Raw genomic sequence first — 21,119 nt, 5'->3', positions numbered from 1 at the left:
AGTTATCCGCTTATATCCCCGCCCGATTGGGCGAGGGTTTACGCGGATTTTGCTAAAAGTTATTGCGAATCGTTCTTGTTTGCGTTATCATTTGCTCAGTTTGTATACGGAGCAGATTATGTACGTATGTTTATGTAAAGGCGTTACGGATAAAACCATTCGACGAGCGGTCGATCATGGCGTGAGTAGCATGCGTGAACTACGACAAGAATTTGGTGTTGGCGGCCAGTGCGGCTGCTGTACGCAATGTGCAAAAGATGTTCTTAACGATGCCATTGCTGCTCGTAATACCTCCCTCTTAGAATCCGAAGGTTTATTGCCCGTCGAAGTATGCTACGCTTAAGCTGTTCTATTTAGACAGTTAGGAGTGGTAGCCATGCAAGGCGATCGTAAGATTTTACAAGAACTGAATCGCATCCTCACCCGTAAACTCACCGCCATTAACCAGTATTTTCTACATGCGCGCATGTATAAAAATTGGGGCTTCAGTGAGCTTAATAGCAAAATCTACAAAGCTTCTATCGAAGAAATGAAACACGCCGATGAGCTCATCGAACGCATTCTATTTCTGGGTGGCCTGCCAAATTTACAAGAGTTGGGCAAACTCTACATTGGTGAAGAACCCCATGAAATGTTGCAGTTGGACCATCAGGTGCAGCTCGCCGACGTGCTGGCCATACGAGAAGCGATTGCCGTCTGTGAACAAGGCCAAGATTATGTTAGCCGCGATGAGCTAACAGAAATTCTTGAGCATCAAGAAGAGCATCTTGATTGGTTAGAAACTCAATTAGATCTCATTGAGCGTTTAGGGTTACCAAAATATCTGCAATCCAAATTAAGTAGCGAGTCATGATCATGAACAAAGTACAGAATCAAGCCATTGTTGACCAACTCAATCAATTACTGGCAATTGAACTTACCTCAATTGATCAGTACCTCGCCCACTCACGCATTTATGAAGACCAAGGCTTAGACAAACTCTATGAGCGTATTAGTCATGAAGCCGATGATGAGCGTGAACATGCCGATTTACTGATTCGCCGGATTCTATTTTTAGGCGGCCAACCAAATTTAACCCAGCGCATTCCGCACACTATCGCCACCGATGTGCCCACCATGCTAAAAAATGACTTAGCGGTAGAGCAAGGCAATGCTAAGGCGTTACGTCAGGCCATTCGGTTTTGTGAGCAAGAAGGTGATTTTGTCACCCGCGATATGCTTATCAGCATCTTAAAAGATACTGAAGAAGATCACGCTTACTGGCTCCGCCAGCAGCTTGAATTGATCGAAAAATTGGGACTGGAACTGTATCTCCAAGCGCAAATCCGTTAACTCTTTGAGCTAACGCCTTGCGTATGACGGATACGCCTCTGCTAACTGCTCCACCTCGGTGGAGCGACGCTGAGTAGGCCGGATTAGACCCACTGGTCATTGTCCCTTCCTATTTTAAGAGCGTGATGATGCCGCTGAGTAGTGGCATCATCACGCTCTTATAGCTTATAGCTTATAACTTACATAACAAAATCGCACATAGAGCCTTACAGACGATCCGTAAGATGCTCAGGAAGAAGTTAAATGTTTCTATGTAAGGAATAAATAATGCGTTGCAAATGACTAGCCAGGGGAATTGGCGGAGAGAGAGGGATTCGAACCCTCGATACGTTGCCGTATACACACTTTCCAGGCGTGCTCCTTCAACCACTCGGACATCTCTCCATTACAGGGCGCGTATAGTAAGAGAAATATCCAATAGAGTCAATCGCTTTAGCCCCTCATATTAAAGGTTGCTCATCGATTCAACTGCCCATATAGTTGACGACAACACTTTTCAATCCTCGTGTTTTATCGGAGTCTGATCATGAAGCCAATCGCCCGTCTAGCCCATACTATTATTGCCATTGGCATAACGGCCGTGAGTATCTCTTCTAGCAGTGCTGCAGATCGCATCACTGGCCACCATTTTGCGACTCGCTCCGAAGCCATGGCACCTCACGCCATGGCCGCTACCAGCCAGCCATTAGCCACCCAGGTGGCCTTGGATATTATGCAAGCCGGAGGCAACGCCATTGATGCTGCAATCGCCGCCAATGCCGTATTAGGCTTGGTTGAGCCTACCGGCAATGGCATTGGTGGTGATTTGTTTGCCATTATTTGGGATGCAGAAAACGGCGAGCTGTTGGGGTTAAATGCTTCCGGGCGCTCCCCTCAATCTCTCACCCTCGATTACTTTATCGACAACGGCTACAGCGCCATTCCAGCACGGGGTGTGCTGCCGTTATCGGTGCCCGGGGCGGTCGACGGCTGGTTTGAGATGCACGAGAAGCTGGGCCGTTTGCCAATGCAACAGATTTTGGCCCCCGCCATTGCCTATGCTGAAGAAGGGTTCCCGGTCACCGAAGTGATAGCCTACTACTTCGAACGCAATGCTGAAGTCTTAAAGAATCAGCCTGGTTTTGCAGAGGTGTTTTTGACCGATGGACGCCCCCCACAAAAAGGAAAACGATTTAAAAACCCCGACTTAGCAAATAGCTATCGGCTGATTGCAGAACAGGGGCGCGATGCTTTTTATCGAGGCGATATCGCAAAAACCATCGACCGCTTTGTGAAAGAGCACGGTGGCTTTTTAAGTTATGAGGATCTCGCCAACCACAGTTCCACGTGGATCGAACCAGTTTCCACGAATTACCGCGGCTACGACTTGTGGGAATTGCCGCCGAATACCCAAGGCATTGCGGCTCAGCAAATCCTCAATATTTTAGAAAACTACCCGCTTGCGGAGCTCGGCTTCGATAGCCCTGAGTACGTGCATCTATTCGTTGAAGCGAAGAAACTTGCGTTCGAAGACCGCGCGAAGTATTACTCTGATCCTGACTTTAATGAGGTCCCTGTCCAGCAACTGCTTGACAAAGACTATGCGAAAGAACGCGCCAAGCTCATTGATTTAACGCGTGCGGCAAAAGTCTATGAGCCGGGTAATCCCCCCACGGAAGGTGATACCATCTATCTGACCACGGCCGATGCCCAAGGCAATATGGTGTCTCTGATTCAAAGTAACTATCGCGGTATGGGCTCAGGGATTACTCCCACCGGGCTTGGCTTTGTCCTCCAAAACCGAGGTGAATTATTTGCGCTCGACCGTAATCATCGTAACGTGTACGCACCGAACAAACGTCCGTTCCATACCATTATTCCTGCATTTGTTACCAAAGATGGGAAACCGCTGATGAGTTTTGGCGTGATGGGGGGTGCCACTCAGCCACAAATGCACGCACAAATTCTCATTAACATGATCGATTTTGGCATGAACTTGCAAGAAGCAGGCGATGCTCCACGTATTCTTCATGAAGGCTCCAGCCAACCAACGGGAGAGCGCATGATTGAAGGCGGTATACTAAGCTTAGAGAACGGTTTCTCCGACCACACCCGCCGCGAACTGATCAAAATGGGACACCGTTTACAAGAAGCCGTAGGGCCGTACGGAGGCTACCAAGCAATCTGGCGGAACCATGAAGAAGGCGTCTATTATGGGGCTTCTGAAAGCCGCAAAGATGGCCATGCCGCCGGTTATTAATCCTTAAGGAGATGAAGTAATGGATTCGATTCTGGTCGCGTTGTTTGCCAGTACTATCACAGGGTGTTTAACGGCTGTGGGTGCGCTGCCGATCTTATTTAATCGAGCGCCATCCGAGCGGTTTAATGACACGCTGCTAGGGTTTGCTGCGGGAGTCATGCTGGCCGCGTCGTTTTTCTCCCTCATTATTCCATCCATTGATATTTCAACCGAAATGTACGGACCCGGGCCCTGGCCTGCAGCGATTGCTGTGATTGGCATCTTACTGGGAGCGGGAGCCATTGCCATGGCCGATCGGTTATCGCCACATCGCCATTTTGTAACAGGCCATGAGGGGGCACGGAATTCTAAGGTAACCGGCGTATGGTTATTTGTCATCGCCATTGCGATTCACAACTTTCCTGAAGGGTTATCCGTTGGAGTTGCTTATGGCAGTAACCAAGGCGACAAAGCGTTCTCGCTTGCTATGGGAATTGGGCTGCAAAATATGCCCGAAGGGCTTGCGGTTGCTGCCGGGTTAGTGGCCGTGGGTTATAGCCGTTGGAAGGCATTTTGGGTGGCAGGTTTAACCGGACTGATCGAACCCTTGGGCGGCTTGGTAGGCGGTATCTTTGTCAATATTTCCAACGTACTGCTGCCTTGGGCATTAGTGTTTGCTGCCGGGACCATGCTGTTTGTGATTAGCCATGAAATCATCCCGGAAACTCATCGTCAGGGGCACCACCGCCGCGCCACCGGTGGGTTGATGGTCGGCTTAGTCCTCATGCTATTCTTTGACGTGTGGTTGGCGGCCTAAGCATGAAAAAAGTGTTATTCCTTGGCTACGGAGATATTGCCCATCAATCAGCCCAGTTGCTCACTGCCGGCCAATGGCAAGTCGTAGGCGCTTGTCGCCAGCCTGAGCGCAAACCAGCTCTACCCAACGTAGAGCTGGTGAGTGCAGATGCAAATAGCGAAACAGATTTAAGGGAATTATTAGCGCAGAACTTCGATGCCATCGTGATCACTCTCACGCCCGCCAGCATCGATCGGGACGGCTATCACCAAGGGTATGTGGTGCCCTGTCGGCATTTACAGCATCTGTTGTACCAGCACCCTCACCCGCCGCAAATCATTTATGTTTCGAGCACTCAGGTGTATGGGCATCGGCACGGTGAATGGGTCGATGAATCCAGCCCTACAAAACCTACCACTGCCAGTGGTGAAATGCTTCTACAAGCTGAACAGGTATTGTTAGGAAGTCCAGCGAAGGTCACCATTCTACGCTGTGCGGGTATTTATGGCCCTGGACGTGAACGGCTATCAAACTTGATTCAATCTGGTCGAGCCACGCTGACACTGGCTTGGACCAATCATATCCATAGCGCGGATATTGCGGGCTTTATTGTGTATCTGCTCGAGCATCAAGAGCATCAAGGAAAGGTCTATGTGGTCAGCGATCATCAACCGCTTCCACAAGCAGAGGTTTATCAACGCATTGCAGCCCAGTTAGGCCTCACCACAGCGCATCTACCACGATCAGCAGAAGTAGGGCCACGCGGTAGCAAGCGGCTACGCAATGATGCCATGCGTGCCACGGGCTACCGCTTTATCTATCCGACCCGATTTTAAGTACGCTTATAATTTGAAATTCAACATGCGATCAAGCGGCATCAACGCGCGCTTTGCCAATGCTTCATCCACATGAATTTCATGCGCAGCACCGCCATTTTCCAAAGCGGCAGCAATGGCGGCCAAGCCGTTCATTGCCATCCACGGGCAATGGGCACAGCTACGGCACGTTGCACCATTTCCTGCGGTTGGCGCTTCAATGAAACGCTTGTGCGGCGATAACTGCTGCATTTTATAGAAAATGCCTCGATCCGTTGCCACAATGAACATTTCATGAGGAAGTTCTTGGCTGGCTTTAATCAATTGCGACGTTGAACCAACCGCATCGGCTAAATCCACAATGGCCTGAGGAGACTCTGGGTGAACCAGCACCCCTGCGTCCGGGTACACGCGTTTTAAATCTTCTAACGCTTTGGTTTTGAATTCATCGTGGACAATACAAGCTCCCTGCCACATGATCATATCGGCACCGGTTTGTTTTTCGATGTAAGCCCCTAAATGCATATCAGGACCCCACAGAATCTTTTCACCGTTGGCGTCTAAATGGTCCACCACTTCTAACGCAATACTGGAGGTGACCACCCAATCTGCACGCGCTTTGACCGCAGCAGAGGTATTGGCATACACCACCACGGTGCGGTCAGGGTGGGCATCACAAAACGCCGAGAACTCTTCAATAGGACAGCCGAGGTCTAATGAACAGGTGGCTTCTAGCGTTGGCATCAACACACGCTTGTTTGGCGTTAAAATCTTCGCGGTTTCACCCATGAATTTAACCCCAGCAACAATCAAGGTTTCAGCATCATGCCGAGCCCCAAATCGAGCCATCTCTAGAGAGTCAGCAACACAGCCGCCGGTTTCCTCAGCTAACGCTTGAATTTCAGGATCCGTATAATAATGCGCAACCAACACAGCATTTTTTTCGCGCAATAATTGCTTAATGCGTGCTGTGTATTGAGCTTTCTCAACGTCACTTAAAACTTTTGGTTTCGGTGGGAAAGGATAATCAAAATGATTAATCACCCGCGTTTGAATTTCTTCAGTAATGCTCATGCTACCACTTCAAAACGTAGATAAAGGTTTGATGATTATAAAACATATTGCTATCAGAAGGGAAATAAAGTGGTGGGTTGTGCAGGATTCGAACCTGCGACCAATTGGTTAAAAGCCAACTGCTCTACCGACTGAGCTAACAACCCACAAAAAAACTACTGAAGGGGATGAAAGAAAGTGGTGGGTTGTGCAGGATTCGAACCTGCGACCAATTGGTTAAAAGCCAACTGCTCTACCGACTGAGCTAACAACCCATTTCCATCATCGTGCGCACTTATCAGTGGCAACGGCGGCATAGTTTACTTAAAAAGCCGCTCGTTGCAACTGAAAATTGAAAGAATTGAGTTCGTTTGCTTAATTAACGAGCACTCAAGCCTTATTTAAACATGATGTTTACAAACTTTCGAGGCGCTTCTTCGCTAACCCTGCTTCCGTGGAATCCGCGTACTCAGAAACGACCTGTTCAAATAGACGACGCGCCGTGGTTGCGTCATTCTGTTGTTGCGCAATAATTCCCAGTTTCAAAATACAATCGCCGCGCTTATTGCTGTCGCGATAATTCTCTACCACGGTCGTAAAGTGTACTTTGGCTTGGTCATATTTACTTTCAGCAAATAGCAATTGCCCGAGCCAATAATGGGCATTGGGAACATAGCTAGAGTTAGGATAATTGGCAATAAACTGTTCGAACGCAGGAATCGCCGCTTCATAGCGCTTATCTCGCAGCACCAATTGGATGGCCTGCTCATACGCTTCATTTTCCGATAAATTCGAGGAATACGTTGGCAACGACGTATCCGTTGTCACCGCTGGCGTGGAACCGCCTGCAACAGTCGGTGATGACGTCGGGGCCAAGCGCCGATCGAGCTCTTGATAGATTTCACGTTGGCGTTGCAGAATTTGCTCAATTTGATAGGCATGTTCTTCACTACGCCCACGTAATTCAGCAACCTCATCTTGCAGCTGCGCCATTTGATCAAGCAGCGCCATTTGTGCTGCATTACGCGCATCCATCACCCGCTCAAGTTGATTCAACCGTTCTTCTAATGAACCACTGCCTAACTTAGAAACCGGCGCCTGCGCAAGCAGGACACCGGGCATCAGAAAGGCCAATACGAGGACTAGTTTGTGCATTGGCTCTACCAGTTGTGATTAGTAAACAAGAACACCACGACGGTTTTTAGCGTAAGCTTCAGCAGTCGATGCATTCACCAATGGTTTTTCTTCACCATAGGATACTGTGCTGATTTGACGAGCGCTCACGCCCAGGTTTTGTAAGTACTGCGCCACAGCTTTCGCACGACGCTCACCTAACGCAATGTTGTACTCAGGAGTACCACGCTCGTCACAGTGACCTTCCACAGTAACCGTGATGTTTGGGTTTTGTACCAAGAAATCAGCATGTGCCGCTAATACTTGTGCATATTCTGGCGCAATGCGTGAATCGTCAAAAGCGAAGAAAATGGTATTCTCTTGACGCAATTCAGCGACTTTTTCTGCCCGAATTTCTTCTGGAGTTTTAGCTCGCTCAACCGCACCTACATCAACACCTGATTGCCCTTGTTGATTCATTTGCTGTTGATTGGTTTGTTGATCAACCATTTCTTCAGCACCTTGATTCGAGCTACAAGCTGCCAACGTCAGCATCGGAGCCACAATGAACAAGCTTCTTAAAACATTTTTTGCGTTCATGTCCGCATTCCTTATTTCAGGTAAAAAAGTTAAACAAGTTCCTTTGTACTAGCGTAAAAACGGTGACCACGCTGGTGACTTTACTTCACCTTGGCGCGCCGGTAAGCGCGCCTTAAAGCGTCCGTCAACGGATACCAGCGCTAGTACCTGCTGGTTATTATGAGTGGTGCTATAAATCACCATACTACCATTGGGTGCCACGCTTGGCGATTCATCCAACGCGGTCTGCGTTAAGATCTGCAGGTTGCCCGTTGGATAGTCTTGGCGCGCAATGTGATAGTTCCCCTGGGTACGGTTTACCATAATCACTTGCTTGCCATCAGGTGAAAACGTCCCACCTAAATTCTGTTCGCCCTCAAAAGTGAGTCGACGTACCTGTCCTGAGCTTAAATTTACGCTATAAAGTTGCGGTCTGCCACCTCTTTCTGACGTAAAAATCAGCGAGTTACCATCCGGAGACCAATTTGGCTCGGTATCAATGGCATGGTGGTTGGTTATCCGACGCAATTGTTTGGTTGCAATATCCATCACATAAAGCTCGGGATTACCATCTTTCGAAAGCACCATCGCGAGCTGTTTGCCGTCGGGTGAGAACACGGGACGGCTGTTAATACCGGGGAATTGCGTCATCCGCTCTCGCTGACGGGTATAAATATCTTGGATGAAAATTTCTGGCCGACGGTTCTCAAAACTCACATAGGCAATTTTATTGCCATCCGGCGACCACGAAGGTGACATTAGCGGTTCCGGGCTGCGGAGTAGCACCTGTTCGTTGTAGCCATCATAATCGGCAACCACTAATTCGTATGGACGATCCCGATCATGGTTCACAGTAACGTAGGCAATACGAGTCATAAAGGCCCCAGGCTGGCCAGTCAGAGTCTCGTAGAAGATGTCGGAAATACGGTGGGCATATTGCCGGAATTGATCGCCCGCAATCACGCTGGAGCGTGCATCCAAAATGTGATCATCGGAGGTTACCAGTTGGCCGTTACGCAAAATCTGCGTGCCACTGGTAATTTGACCGCGGAAGATATCCACGATTTCAAACGAGACGGTATAGCGGTCAATGGAGTGAGGACTCAGGGTGCCAACTAATACAGCCTCTACCCCTAAACTGGCCCATTGTGCGTAGTCGATTTCAGCGGCGGTCGAAGGCTGCTGCGGCATGCCGTGAACGGGGATTGGATTAAATTTACCGCTGCGCATTAAATCCGCGGCGACCACCTCGGTCAGCCCTTGGGGCTTTGGCCCCGCACCCAGCCATTTAAAAGGCACCACTGCGATAGGACGAGCAGAATCAATTCCCCCCGTGATCACAATTTCCAACGAAGCTTGCGCTGATACACTGGCCAGCAGCAAACTGATTGCTGCGACAATCCGTATAAATAACTTGTTCATCATAACCTTCTTCGTTTACTCCGCGATAAATGGGAACGTAATACTCTTCATTTGTTCATACACTTCTGGGTCTTGCGACATGGGCAAGGTACCGATTCGTAAAATTGCACGACGTGCGGACTCACACACCGCACGGTCACCTTGACCTTCATTCACGGAAGTGACAAAACCACTGCGCGACAAGGTAATACTTAACCGGCATTCTTTGCCTCGCATACTGTCATCGACAATCCAATTACGACGAACGGTTTCGCGAATCAGCGCCGAATAACGCTCCACTTCACTCTGTACTTGCTGTTGCCGTGCCCGTTGCCGTTGTGCGGCTTCACGTTGCAATTGTTCTTGTAACTGGCGTTCGCGTTCGGCGCGTTCTTTCGCTTCTTGTTCGCGGCGCTGGCGTTCTTCTTCAGCTTTCCGTGCTTCCGCTTCTTTCCGCTTGCGTTCTTCTTCCGCTTTGCGAGCCGCTTCTTCTTCGCGTTTACGGCGCTCCGCCGCTTCCGCTGCCGCTTTTTCGGCTGCTTCACGTTCTTTCTGCGCCGCAACTTTTTCTTGCTCTAACCGGCGGCGCTCTTCCTCTTGCTGCTTTTGCAGTTCACGTAACTGTTGTTGTTCTTTTTCTCGGGCTTTTCGCGCTTCCTCAGCGCGGCGCTCTAACTCGGCTTGGCGGCGTTCTTCTTGCAACTGTTGTTGACGCTCCCGTTCTCGAATCTCTTGCACGCGTTGCTCAACGGCCGCTTGATCAACCGTCACCGCTTGCACAATTTCCACCTGTTCTTCATCGGGTTGCTCAGTACTAATGACCGTTGCAGGCATGTGAAGACTATCTACCGGCCATTTAAAGTTCATACCGAACGCCAGTAGCACCACAATACCAAGGTGCACCGCTACGGACAGCAGTAACGGGACTGTCCACTCTTTGCGCCAGGACCCAACCTTTTTAGCCACCGTTATTCACCCGCCGAATTATCAGTCATTAAGCCTACCTGTGGCACTCCTGCCCGTTGCAGTAAGACCATCAATTGCACCACTTGGTTGTACTGCACTGCCCCATCCCCTTTGACGACCACTGGTCGCCCTGGGCTGACTTGTAGTTCAGCACGAACCATTACCGCCAAATCTACCACATCCAAGGAGGCATTCGGATCACTATGAGTACTTAAATAATATTGCCCATCTTTATCCACCGATGCGACAATCGGTGGTTTGCTGTCTGAATCCAAAGGTTCAGCGGCAGCTTTTGGTAAATCCACCACCACACCTTGGGTGATCAGGGGTGCGGTTACCATAAAAATAATCAGCAACACGAGCATCACGTCAATGTAGGGGACCACGTTGATTTCTGACACCGGCTTACGGCGGCGGCGTGTCACCGTCATCATGCTGCGTTACCTGCTTTTGATTGCGCCCATTGGCGTTGTAAAATTGCCAATAACTCATCCATAAAGTTAAGGTACTGGTTATCAATTTTCTCCACACTGTGGCTAAATCGGTTATATGCAATCACCGCTGGAATTGCCGCGAATAACCCCATGGCGGTTGCAATCAAAGCTTCCGCAATCCCCGGCGCCACCATGGCGAGGGTCGCTTGCTGAACCGCCCCTAACCCAATAAATGCGTTCATGATTCCCCAGACGGTGCCAAATAAGCCCACATAGGGACTAATCGAGCCAATGGTGGCAAGCGTCGACAAGTTACTTTCCAACCGATCCATTTCCCGCGAATGCACCACTCGCATGGCGCGATAGGAAGCTTCTAATACTTGTTGCTGAGATAACGCTGAGTTGTTGCGTAACCGTGCGAATTCTTTAAACCCAGCATGAAACAGTTTTTCCATCCCTGAGGCATGCTGCGCGCGGGCAGTGACTTCCTGAAATAGGCGCGCAAGATCCACTCCCGACCAAAATCGATCTTCAAATGATAATGCTTGTGCGGCGGTATTTTTCAGCACCTTTGAACGCTGAAAAATCATCATCCAGCCCACGACAGAAAACGCAAGTAGCAGCAACATAACCAGTTGTACCACTAAACTTGCTTCAAAAATCAATGCGGTGATCGACAATTCAGTTTGCACGTTGTAACACCTCAAAAATTGCTGGCGGCATCGGCACTGCTTTCACAGACGCACCCGATTGACCAAATTGCACACAAGCCGCTTTCACTTGTGCTTGACATAAAATAGCTCCATGACGGTGCCGTACTTGCTGGGTAAACACCATCGATGCTTTGCCTAGCCGTTCGACCACAACGGTCACTATCAGTTCATCATTAAACCGTGCCGGTTGGAGCAAATCCAACTGCACCTGGCGCACTACAAACCCAACTCCTTGAGCAAGCCATGCATCTTGTTCAATTCCTAATGAGCGTAACCACTCGGTACGGGCACGCTCAAGGAATTTGAGATAATTCGCATAATAAACAATACCACCTGCATCGGTATCTTCGTAATAGACTCGGACCGGCCATTCAAATGTTAACATTACCTAAAGACCACCTAATATTTTTTATCAATTATAATTGACCATAATTTCTCAAGTGCTTACAAAACATGGCCTATAATGGTCTGACCATTTATTTGTTGCGCATTTTTTAAACACTAAAAATATACGGTTATTAGTTTATCTAATGCGAAATGCAATTTTTCTCGTTTGAACACTGGTCAGTCCTCAGTATAATAGGCACCAGATACCAGATATGAAGAGACCGGTTGTCACTTCTTCCTGTTATTGTTCCCTGGATTTAACTTCCTTGTTGTTCTGTATTTTGCCCGCTCTTTTGAGTGGGCTTTTTTTTTATTCCTGCACCGTTAAACCAAAGTGAGCATAGGCATGCGGCGTCGCAATACGTCCTCGTGGCGTCCGCTGTAAAAAGCCCTGCTGAATCAAATAAGGTTCCAGCACATCTTCAATGGTTTCTTTTTCTTCACCAATAGCGGCCGCTAAATTTTCCAACCCCACCGGCCCACCAAAGAACTTTTCAATAATGGCTAATAACAGCTTACGGTCCATATAATCGAAACCAGCTTCATCCACATCCACCATGGTCAACGCCGCTGCTGCTGTCGCTTGATCGATGTGGCCATGATTCTTCACTTCGGCAAAGTCGCGTACGCGCCGTAATAAGCGGTTGGCAATACGCGGTGTTCCACGTGAGCGGCGAGCAATTTCTAACGCACCCGCCGCATCCAAGTTTAAATTCAAAAACTTGGCAGACCGCTGAATAATGGTGGTCAATTCTTCCACCTGATAAAACTCAAGTCGTTGCACAATCCCAAATCGGTCACGTAGCGGAGCCGTCAAAGCTCCTGCTCGAGTGGTCGCGCCAATCAAGGTAAAGGGTGGTAAGTCCAACTTAATGGAGCGCGCCGCTGGCCCTTCACCAATCATAATATCCAGTTGATAATCTTCCATCGCCGGATACAAAATTTCTTCGACTACCGGACTAAGGCGATGAATTTCATCAATAAACAGCACATCATCGGCTTCTAAATTCGTTAACAATGCCGCAAGATCCCCTGCTTTTTCCAGTACTGGACCCGATGTTTGCCGGATATTTACGTTGAGCTCGTTCGCTACAATATGTGCTAACGTCGTTTTACCTAACCCAGGCGGGCCAAAAATCAACAAGTGATCCAATGCTTCTTGACGCTGTTTTGCGGCTTGAATGAAGATTTCCATTTGTTCAACCACATGCTTTTGGCCGGTGTAATCACGGAGTGATTTAGGCCGAATGGCCCGATCAATCACGTCATCGTCGGGCAGCTTATGTGGTTGATTAATGCGATCCGGCTCTATCATGGGTTACATGCTCTTTAGGGCAAAACGTATCAGGACTTCACTGGTTGCGTCAGGCTCGGTTTTGAGTGCCGCTGCGATGGCTTTCTCTGCTTGTGCAGGCTTATAGCCGAGTGCAATGAGTGCATCCAAGGCATCATCTTGGGGGCGATGCGGGGTGAGGGTTGGTTGCAGCCCGCTGGTATCTATCGGGGCAGCATCTGTGGCAGGGGTTGCTGAACCCCACTGCTTAAATTTATCGGCCAATTCGAGCACTAACCGCTCTGCCGTTTTACGGCCCACGCCTGGGATTTTGGTTAAACGTGCGAAGTCTTCTTGCACCACTGCTTGCACAAACTGATGCGCGGTTAATCCTGACATCATGGTAATGGCCAACTTCGGGCCAATTCCTTGGGTTTTGATCAACTGCCGAAATAAGCTGCGTTCCGCAAAAGAATTAAAGCCATACAGCAATTGAGCATCTTCACGCACGATAAAATGGGTGATCAGAGTGACAGGCTCGCCGACATCGGGTAATTCATACAAACTCGTCATCGGCATTTGAATCTCGTAACCAATCCCGTTGACATCAATGACGACTTCAGGTGGTTGCTTGGCAATGAGGATGCCGCTGATTTGACCAATCACAGTGTTCCCCTTGTTGTTGGTAATAATGGTTGGCGGCGCATGTGGGCGTGGCATAGCGCCACAGCTAATGCGTCCGCAGCGTCTGCTTGAGGTTTGTTTGTCAGTTTCAACAAGGCCATGACCATGTGTTGAACCTGTTGCTTATCGGCGGCACCCGTGCCGACGACCGCCTGCTTGACCAGTCGTGCGGCATACTCTGCCACGGGCAGACCAGCAACGGCCGCAGCCACAATGGCGGCCCCCCGCGCTTGGCCTAACTTTAACGCAGAATCAGGGTTACGCGCCATAAACACCTGTTCAATGGCAAATTCCGTGGGTTGGAACTGTTGAATCAGTTCCATCACGCCGTCGTGAATCACTTTTAATTTATCGGCGAGGGTTGCCTCCTCGCCTTTTAAGCTGCGCACGACATTAATACAGCCGCTACCTAAATAGGTGATCTGCCTGCCGGTTTGACGAATCACACCATAGCCAGTCATACGCGAACCTGGGTCGATTCCCAGAATAATGGCCATGATTCGCTCCTGTTTTGCTAATTATGTTAGTCCTGTTCCTTCACAGTAACAGCTACATTCAATTCAGCCAAGGCTTCTGGATTCGCAACACCTGGAGCATCGGTCATGACACAAGCGGCGGTCGTGGTTTTCGGGAAGGCAATCACCTCACGGATCGACTGCGCTCCAACCATTAACATCACTAACCGATCCAGCCCAAACGCCAATCCTGCATGAGGAGGGGTGCCGTACTTCAACGCTTCGAGTAAGAAGCCAAATTTTTCTGTCGCTTCTTCTTCATCAATGCCAAGGATGTTAAATACTGCTTGTTGCATCTCATGACGATGAATCCGTACCGAGCCACCGCCCACTTCCACGCCGTTGAGTACCATATCATATGCATTGGATAACGCATTGCCTGGGTCTGCTTGCAACTGCTCCGGAGTCACGTTTACTGGTGCTGTAAATGGATGGTGGATAGCATGCCAGCGTCCTTCGTGGTGTTCGAACATCGGGAAATCGACCACCCACAACGGTCGCCAAGCATCGCTCACTAGACCGTGATCTTGGCCTAACTTCAAACGTAAGGCGCCCATAGCCTCAGCAACCACCAGCGCATTGTCTGCGCCAAAGAAAATAATATCGCCGTCCTGTGCGTCGGTCCGTTCTAAAATTCCGTGCAGCGCCGCATCAGGAATGAATTTTAAGACGGGGGATTGAATGCCGTCACGACCCGCTGCGCGATCGTTCACTTTCATCCAAGCTAAGCCTTTCGCCCCATAAACCCCAACGTATTGGGTATATTCATCAATGTTCTTACGTGAAATCGCTTCCGCTTTGCTCGGTACTTTCAGAGCAACCACGCGGCCATTGGGATCATTCGCTGGGCCAGAAAACACCTTAAACTCGACGTCTTGCAACAGATCAGCAACGTCGACTAATTCTAACGGGTTCCGTAAATCAGGCTTATCACTGCCATATCGGCGCATGGCTTCATGCCACGTCATGCGTGGGAAATCCCCTAATTCCACCTGCAACAATTGCGCGAACAGTTGTCGCACCATGGTTTCTGTCACCGCCATCACTTGGTCGGCCGACATAAACGAGGTTTCGATATCAATTTGGGTAAATTCAGGCTGCCGATCCGCACGCAAATCTTCATCGCGGAAGCACTTCACAATTTGATAATAGCGGTCAAAGCCCGACATCATCAGTAATTGTTTAAATAGCTGAGGCGATTGCGGCAACGCAAAAAACTTTCCTTTATGGGTTCGGCTGGGGACTAGATAGTCACGCGCTCCTTCTGGAGTCGCTCGAGTTAACATGGGGGTTTCGATATCTAAAAAGCCTTGCTCATCTAAGAAACGTCGCACGGTGCTGGTGACCTGAGCGCGAAACTGAAGATGATGACTCATCTGTGGGCGGCGCAAATCAAGATAACGATAGCGTAACCGCTGCTCTTCACTCACTTGCTGATTAAAGTCGATGGGCAATGGTTCTGAGCGGCTGATAATTTCAAGCTCAGTGGCCATGACTTCAACGGCTCCCGTCGCCATTGTCGCGTTAATCTGATGTTCTGGACGTGCTCGAACAGTCCCTACCAAACGAATGCAGAACTCTTGCCGTAACTTATTCGCTGTCTCAAATAACTCGTGCAAATCAGGGTCAAATACCACCTGCACAAGACCTGAGCGGTCACGCATATCGATAAAGATTAATCCGCCTAAATCGCGGCGTTTATTTACCCAACCACATAAGGTTACGGTTTGTTCGACTAAGTCAGTATTCAGCTGTCCACAGTAATGGCTACGCATGGGAGGATCCCTACCACAAATTAGGTTTTACAAAGCTGCACATTATAGCGGAGTTGCGCTGAAAGTCAGTAACTGTCGCAGGAAAAAACTGATTACGTTAGAATAGCGGTCCCGAGATGCAGGCCGTAATGAAGTGAACATCATGACACAGAAAGACTCAATATTTGCAGAGCCATTAGCGCACGTCAGTGACTTTGCCTTTGACCAAACGGTGGTGGAAGTATTTCCCGATATGATTAATCGTTCGGTGCCTGGCTATCAAAGTATTTTACAAGGCATTGGCCAGCTTACCAAACGCTATGCCCAGCCTCACTCAACCCTTTATGACTTAGGTTGCTCCCTCGGCGCTGCCACCTTAGCAATGCGTCAACAAGTCGCCGATATCGCCGAAGTGGCCATTGTCGGCGTGGATAATTCAGCCGCCATGATCGAACGCTGCCAACTGTTACTCCAAGGGTATCGCAGTTCGGTTCCGGTCACCTTACGGTGTGAAAATGTGCAAGACACCCCCATTGAAAATGCGTCGGTGGTGACCATGAACTTCACCCTCCAGTTTGTGCCACCAGAGCAGCGTTATGGAGTATTAGCGAATGTCTACGCAGGATTACGACCAGGGGGGGTGCTCTTATTAAGTGAAAAGTTTCACAGCATGGACCCAATGATGGATGAGCTACTGGTGGATATTCACCATAACTTTAAACGTGCCAATGGCTACAGCGAATTAGAAATTTCGCAAAAACGAGCGGCTATCGAGAATGTTATGCGTATCGACTCGCTTGAAACCCACCGCCAACGGTTACAAGACATTGGTTTCCAACACATCCAAGTGTGGTTTCAATGCTATAACTTTGCTGCCATGATCGCCGTAAAAGGCGCGACTCAAGAAGGCGCTTAAGATGAAACATTTTGCGACTGACCTCATTGCTGTAGCCCAATCACCATTACAGCATTGGCTCACAACCTTGCCTGCCCAGTTAGAGCAATGGCAACGGCATCAGCAACATGGCGAGTTGGATAAGTGGCTACGCTGTGTGGCACAGCTCCCTCACCTTCCCCCTGAGCAAGTCTCCTTGGGGGATACCGTCACAGTCACCAGCACGGACGTCTCCGCAGGGGAACAAAACCGCATTCGTGGTTTGCTCATGCAACTCAGTCCTTGGCGCAAGGGACCCTTTCATTTGCATGAGGTGACCATTGATACCGAGTGGCGCTCTGATTTTAAATGGCAACGCTTACTTCCTCATATTAGTGACTTAACCGGGCGCCAAGTGCTCGATATCGGCTGTGGCAGTGGCTATCACTTATGGCGAATGCTAGAAGCCGGCGCTGACCAAGTATGGGGGATCGACCCAGGCCAATTATTTATGGCCCAGTTTTTTGCCATTCGTCACTTTATGCCAGCAGAGCTAGCCAAACGTGTGCATTGGTTCCCTCTTGGCGTGGACGACCTGCCTGAACTCAAAGCCTTTGATACCGTGTTCAGTATGGGAGTGCTCTACCACCGGCGCTCACCGATTGATTTTCTCACCCAACTCAAAGCTCAACTAAAGCCCGGCGGTGAGTTAGTGCTGGAAACCATCGTGGTGGAAGGCGATGAACAGACCGTGTTGGTACCGGGCGAAACCTACGCCAAAATGCGTAATGTCTGGTTTATTCCGAGTTCAAAGGCACTGTTGCATTGGTTGCATCGTTGTGGCTTTAAGCAAGCTCGCGTGGTCGATGAATCACTGACGGAGCTCAGTGAGCAACGAGCCACCGAGTGGATGACCGGGCAATCATTGGTGGATTTTCTTGACCCACAAGATCCAACGCGGACCATTGAAGGCTATCCCGCTCCGCGCCGTGCGGTTATCCTTGCGACGGTTTAAATTGATTTCGCCGACTCGAGCAGTCGGGTGACGCGGCTCATGTGCACCTACTGCACTTGAGCCAACCACGCCTTAAAGTCAGCACCAAAACTGGGGTGGCGTAGCGCATGTTCAACAAACGCTTGAGTATAGCCGAGCTTATTTCCACAATCATGGCTGCGCCCTTTCATGTAATACGCATGCACAGGCTGCTGTTGTAGCAACATCGCCATAGCATCCGTTAACTGGATTTCGTTCCCAGCACCGACTGGCGTTTTTTCTAACAGTGTCCATAAGCTTGCTGGGAATACATAACGTCCCACCACAGCTAAGTCTGAAGGCGCTTCATCGACCGGTGGTTTTTCAACCAACTGGTTGATTGGCGCTTGCTCTCCGGGAGCCAAGACGACGCCGTCGATATCCGCCACGCCATACTGATTCACGAGTTCTGCAGGCACTTTTTCCACCATCACCTGAGCAGCGCCAGAGGCCTGAAAATTGGCCGCCATTTCTGCTAAATTATCACGGCTCAAGTCACAACTCGCAGCGTCCACCAGCACGTCAGGCAGAACGACGGCAAACGGCTCATCTCCCACCACGGGGCGCGCACATAACACTGCGTGCCCTAACCCTTTGGCTTCGGCTTGGCGAACTGCCACCACCGTCATCCCTGCGGGGCAAATCGCTTGTACTTCTTCGAGTAGTTGTGCTTTATTCCGCTTTGCCAACATATCTTCCAGTTCGTAGTTCGCATCGAAATGGTTTTCGATAGCGGCCTTACTAGAGTGTGTCACCAACACGATTTCGGTGAACCCTGCGGCCGCACACTCGTCGATGATATATTGAATTAACGGTCGGTCTACCAACGGCAGCATTTCCTTTGGAATTGCTTTGGTTGCCGGCAGCATCCGTGTTCCTAAACCAGCCACCGGAATCACAACTTTTTTAACCATGCTTCACAATCCTATTGTTGTACACGCTCAGCGCCATGCATCCATTTCACTAGCATGCCTGAAATTAACCATAAAATAACTGCAAATACTAATAACCCGACAGCAACGCCACCGAATACCACCAGTAAGCCAGAGTACTGTGCTTCTAACCCAATGCTCTGTGCTAACTTAATGGAGAACTCATATTGGTCTGCCTTTTCACTAAAGGCTCCCACCATGCCCGCCAGGAAGCTCGCAATTGCCGGCATTAAGAACCAAACACCCATGACTAATGATGCCAAACGTAGCGGTGCCAGTTTGGTCATTAATGATAACCCAACCGGTGAAATACACAATTCACCCAATGTATGGAACAAGTAAGCAAGGACCAACCACATCATGTTCGCTTTGCCTGATACCTGAATTTCAAACAAGCCAAGAATCAAGAATACGAACCCGATGGAGGTCAAAATGAGTCCCGTAAACACTTTAATCGGAGCATCGGGGCTTTTATCTTTCTTATTCAGCCATATCCATAAGAAGGAAAATACCGGCGCAAACATCAAAATAAACAAGGGGTTCAACGATTGGAAATAACCGGCTGGAACTTCTGTTCCACCAATCATTCGATCGGTGTAGCGATCGGCGTAAATATTCATTAAGCCGCCGGCTTGCTCAAAGGCCAACCAGAATACGGTAACGAATACGAACAAAAATAAGATAACCCGTAACCGATCGTGCTCGACTTTTGATAACGGTTGTTTGACGCCACCTGACAATTCACGATCACGCTTCGCGCCAGGGACAATCCCCACGTCTCCTAAATAACGTGGAAACATCAACATTTGCGTTAAGACGGCTAAGGTCATGCCAACACCCGCCGCAAAATAACCCCAGCGCCAACCAAAGTCCGGACTTTCACCTAAGGTAGAAGTAATGAGCGGTGCAAAAAACGCACCTAAGTTAATGCCCATATAAAAAATCGAGAACGCACTATCACGGCGTGCATCCCCTTGCGGGTATAAATCACCAACAATGGTGGAAATGTTCGGTTTAAACAAACCGTTACCAGCAATTAATAAGCCCAGCCCGACATAAAATAATTCGAGACTATGCGGAGTTGCCGCAAACAACGTAAATTGAGCCAAGGCCATCAAGACACCGCCAAGCATAATGGCACGACGTTGTCCTAAATAGTTATCCGCTAACCAACCTCCTAGAATTGGTGTGAAATACACCAAACCTGTATACACCCCATACAGTGACAATGCATCCGCATCGGACATGCCGAACCCTGGGTTGGCGGACTCAGTGGCAGCAACTAAAGTTAATACTAACAATGCACGCATGCCGTAGTAGGAAAACCGTTCCCACATTTCGGCAGTAAATAGCACGTATAGCCCCTTCGGGTGCCCCCAAAGTTCAGACTTCACAGGTGCCTGACTCATAAACGTATCCTCTAGATATTCTGTTTTTTATCATGTAAAGATTTTATTCGACGCGACTTTATAACGCAGAAGCCTTGCTAGGTGCAAGGCTTCAACTATTAAAACTGGTCGTAGAAGTCGTCATCCAGCTCATCTTCTGGTAACTCTGGCGGATTTCCGTCATACACCTTATCACGCCAACGTTGATAATAAGCTTCTTTCACAAATGAATAAGGATCGAGAGAATCTTCTAACATCGGCTCCAGCTCCATGAGCTTCACTCTGGCATCCAACCCCTTGATAACCCAGCGGACAATGTTCGTAGGGCCACTTAAGTCATCGATGGGAAAATACATGCCATCCACCACGTCACCACCGCGGTCAACGACTACGGTTGGCCCCATGCCTGGAAGCATCACATAAGGCCCATCCATCACACCATAGGAGGCCAAGGTTTCCCCAAACCCTTCTTTTCGTTTATTCAGCCCAATGTGACTTGCAACATCAAAAATCCCCAGCACCCCAACCGTGCTGTTAATGGCGAAACGCCAAAACGTCACACCAGCATCGGCCACCTTGCCCTGCAAGGTGTTATTCACAAAGGATGGCACTTCTTCCAGGTTTTCCACCACATTGTACAAGCCTTTGCGTACCGGTTGTGGCACTTTGCTGTAAGCCACTGCCGCAGGACGCACCACGGCATCATCGAGGGTTTCGTTAAACGCCCACATATCCCGGTTGAATTCTTCATAGGGGTCGCGTGGATCCGCCCACGGATCATCAGCAGGTGTACTGGCACAGCCACCAAGCAGTAGCAATACGCTAAGAATAAGTCCTTGTCTCATAATTACTCCAACCT

General features: G+C 49.2%; 23 protein-coding genes and 3 tRNA genes. 8 read left to right on the top strand and 18 right to left on the bottom strand.

All coding sequences use genetic code 11. From position 1 onward, the window contains the following. Positions 1–118 precede the first annotated feature (118 nt). The 3 genes from BLP64_RS04305 to bfr (BLP64_RS04295) are packed head-to-tail and all read left to right on the top strand — an operon-like array spanning position 119 to position 1,332. Positions 119–343 (top strand): bacterioferritin-associated ferredoxin, encoded by a 225-nt coding sequence (locus tag BLP64_RS04305; protein ID WP_092592089.1) that lies wholly within the window; start codon positions 119–121, stop codon positions 341–343. A gap of 33 nt (positions 344–376) precedes the next feature. Continuing rightward, the gene (gene bfr / locus BLP64_RS04300; RefSeq protein WP_092592087.1) at positions 377–853 is read left to right on the top strand and encodes a bacterioferritin; all 477 of its coding nucleotides are present in this window, start codon (positions 377–379) and stop codon (positions 851–853) included. Between the two features lie 2 nt (positions 854–855). Next, positions 856–1,332: a bacterioferritin gene (gene bfr / locus BLP64_RS04295; protein WP_092592144.1), complete on the top strand. Its 477-nt coding sequence runs from the start codon at positions 856–858 to the stop codon at positions 1,330–1,332. 296 nt (positions 1,333–1,628) lie between these two features. Here bfr (BLP64_RS04295) and BLP64_RS04290 read toward each other — a convergent pair. Continuing rightward, a tRNA-Ser gene (locus BLP64_RS04290) sits at positions 1,629–1,716 on the bottom strand. Positions 1,717–1,858: 142 nt separating this feature from the next. On the opposite strand from BLP64_RS04290, the gene ggt reads away from it, so the two are divergent. The 3 genes from ggt to BLP64_RS04275 are packed head-to-tail and all read left to right on the top strand — an operon-like array spanning position 1,859 to position 5,182. Further along, positions 1,859–3,571, top strand: a complete 1,713-nt coding sequence (ggt, locus tag BLP64_RS04285; RefSeq protein WP_092592085.1) for a gamma-glutamyltransferase — start codon at positions 1,859–1,861, stop codon at positions 3,569–3,571. A 19-nt stretch (positions 3,572–3,590) separates the two neighbouring features. Next, positions 3,591–4,367: a ZIP family metal transporter gene (locus BLP64_RS04280; protein ID WP_092592083.1), complete on the top strand. Its 777-nt coding sequence runs from the start codon at positions 3,591–3,593 to the stop codon at positions 4,365–4,367. A 2-nt stretch (positions 4,368–4,369) separates the two neighbouring features. Beyond that, entirely contained in the window at positions 4,370–5,182 is an 813-nt protein-coding gene (locus tag BLP64_RS04275; protein WP_092592081.1) for an SDR family oxidoreductase, read from the top strand. 6 nt (positions 5,183–5,188) lie between these two features. Here the strand turns inward: BLP64_RS04275 and nadA are convergent, their stop codons facing one another. The 14 genes from nadA to aspS all read right to left on the bottom strand — a co-directional run bounded on the left by nadA (position 5,189) and on the right by aspS (position 16,054). Continuing rightward, entirely contained in the window at positions 5,189–6,235 is a 1,047-nt protein-coding gene (nadA, locus tag BLP64_RS04270; protein ID WP_092592079.1) for a quinolinate synthase NadA, read from the bottom strand. 70 nt (positions 6,236–6,305) lie between these two features. Beyond that, positions 6,306–6,381, bottom strand: a tRNA-Lys gene (locus tag BLP64_RS04265). Positions 6,382–6,413: 32 nt separating this feature from the next. Beyond that, positions 6,414–6,489: transfer RNA gene (locus tag BLP64_RS04260), tRNA-Lys, on the bottom strand. Between the two features lie 139 nt (positions 6,490–6,628). Continuing rightward, complete coding sequence (gene ybgF / locus BLP64_RS04255; protein ID WP_092592077.1) at positions 6,629–7,369, bottom strand: tol-pal system protein YbgF; 741 nt, start codon at positions 7,367–7,369, stop codon at positions 6,629–6,631. Positions 7,370–7,387: 18 nt separating this feature from the next. Then, positions 7,388–7,927 (bottom strand): peptidoglycan-associated lipoprotein Pal, encoded by a 540-nt coding sequence (gene pal, locus BLP64_RS04250; protein WP_092592075.1) that lies wholly within the window; start codon positions 7,925–7,927, stop codon positions 7,388–7,390. Between the two features lie 48 nt (positions 7,928–7,975). Then, positions 7,976–9,328 carry a Tol-Pal system beta propeller repeat protein TolB gene (tolB, locus tag BLP64_RS04245; RefSeq protein ID WP_092592142.1) on the bottom strand — a complete coding sequence of 451 codons (1,353 nt, stop codon included), beginning with the start codon at positions 9,326–9,328 and terminating at the stop codon, positions 7,976–7,978. A gap of 15 nt (positions 9,329–9,343) precedes the next feature. After that, on the bottom strand, positions 9,344–10,273 hold the full coding sequence (tolA, locus tag BLP64_RS04240; RefSeq protein ID WP_233340099.1) for a cell envelope integrity protein TolA: 930 nt from the start codon (positions 10,271–10,273) through the stop codon (positions 9,344–9,346). A gap of 2 nt (positions 10,274–10,275) precedes the next feature. Next, positions 10,276–10,707 carry a protein TolR gene (tolR, locus tag BLP64_RS04235; protein WP_092592073.1) on the bottom strand — a complete coding sequence of 144 codons (432 nt, stop codon included), beginning with the start codon at positions 10,705–10,707 and terminating at the stop codon, positions 10,276–10,278. Next, positions 10,704–11,399 carry a protein TolQ gene (gene tolQ / locus BLP64_RS04230; RefSeq protein WP_092592071.1) on the bottom strand — a complete coding sequence of 232 codons (696 nt, stop codon included), beginning with the start codon at positions 11,397–11,399 and terminating at the stop codon, positions 10,704–10,706. Before tolQ ends, tolR begins: the two co-directional genes overlap by 4 nt. Further along, on the bottom strand, positions 11,389–11,805 hold the full coding sequence (ybgC, locus tag BLP64_RS04225) for a tol-pal system-associated acyl-CoA thioesterase (RefSeq protein WP_092592069.1): 417 nt from the start codon (positions 11,803–11,805) through the stop codon (positions 11,389–11,391). The genes tolQ and ybgC overlap by 11 nt, the downstream gene beginning before the upstream one ends. A 312-nt stretch (positions 11,806–12,117) precedes the next feature. After that, on the bottom strand, positions 12,118–13,122 hold the full coding sequence (gene ruvB / locus BLP64_RS04220; RefSeq protein ID WP_092592067.1) for a Holliday junction branch migration DNA helicase RuvB: 1,005 nt from the start codon (positions 13,120–13,122) through the stop codon (positions 12,118–12,120). A gap of 3 nt (positions 13,123–13,125) precedes the next feature. Next, complete coding sequence (ruvA, locus tag BLP64_RS04215; protein ID WP_092592065.1) at positions 13,126–13,746, bottom strand: Holliday junction branch migration protein RuvA; 621 nt, start codon at positions 13,744–13,746, stop codon at positions 13,126–13,128. After that, entirely contained in the window at positions 13,743–14,261 is a 519-nt protein-coding gene (ruvC, locus tag BLP64_RS04210) for a crossover junction endodeoxyribonuclease RuvC (RefSeq protein WP_092592063.1), read from the bottom strand. The genes ruvA and ruvC overlap by 4 nt, the downstream gene beginning before the upstream one ends. A gap of 26 nt (positions 14,262–14,287) precedes the next feature. Continuing rightward, positions 14,288–16,054, bottom strand: a complete 1,767-nt coding sequence (aspS, locus tag BLP64_RS04205) for an aspartate--tRNA ligase (RefSeq protein ID WP_092592061.1) — start codon at positions 16,052–16,054, stop codon at positions 14,288–14,290. A 142-nt stretch (positions 16,055–16,196) separates the two neighbouring features. On the opposite strand from aspS, the gene cmoA reads away from it, so the two are divergent. Then, on the top strand, positions 16,197–16,949 hold the full coding sequence (cmoA, locus tag BLP64_RS04200; RefSeq protein WP_092592059.1) for a carboxy-S-adenosyl-L-methionine synthase CmoA: 753 nt from the start codon (positions 16,197–16,199) through the stop codon (positions 16,947–16,949). Between the two features lies 1 nt (position 16,950). Continuing rightward, complete coding sequence (gene cmoB, locus BLP64_RS04195) at positions 16,951–17,922, top strand: tRNA 5-methoxyuridine(34)/uridine 5-oxyacetic acid(34) synthase CmoB (protein ID WP_092592057.1); 972 nt, start codon at positions 16,951–16,953, stop codon at positions 17,920–17,922. Between the two features lie 47 nt (positions 17,923–17,969). Here the strand turns inward: cmoB and galU are convergent, their stop codons facing one another. The 3 genes from galU to BLP64_RS04180 all read right to left on the bottom strand — a co-directional run bounded on the left by galU (position 17,970) and on the right by BLP64_RS04180 (position 21,105). Beyond that, positions 17,970–18,854 (bottom strand): UTP--glucose-1-phosphate uridylyltransferase GalU, encoded by an 885-nt coding sequence (gene galU / locus BLP64_RS04190; protein WP_092592055.1) that lies wholly within the window; start codon positions 18,852–18,854, stop codon positions 17,970–17,972. An 11-nt stretch (positions 18,855–18,865) separates the two neighbouring features. After that, positions 18,866–20,281, bottom strand: a complete 1,416-nt coding sequence (locus tag BLP64_RS04185; protein WP_092592053.1) for a peptide MFS transporter — start codon at positions 20,279–20,281, stop codon at positions 18,866–18,868. 98 nt (positions 20,282–20,379) lie between these two features. After that, positions 20,380–21,105, bottom strand: a complete 726-nt coding sequence (locus tag BLP64_RS04180) for an MlaA family lipoprotein (protein WP_176754916.1) — start codon at positions 21,103–21,105, stop codon at positions 20,380–20,382. Positions 21,106–21,119: the final 14 nt, after the last annotated feature.

It is taken from the genome of Pseudidiomarina indica, from assembly GCF_900104245.1.
Taxonomy (GTDB): domain Bacteria; phylum Pseudomonadota; class Gammaproteobacteria; order Enterobacterales; family Alteromonadaceae; genus Pseudidiomarina; species Pseudidiomarina indica.
The sequence above is the reverse complement of the archived record's forward strand: the minus strand, read 5'-3'. Positions and strand labels throughout refer to the sequence as shown.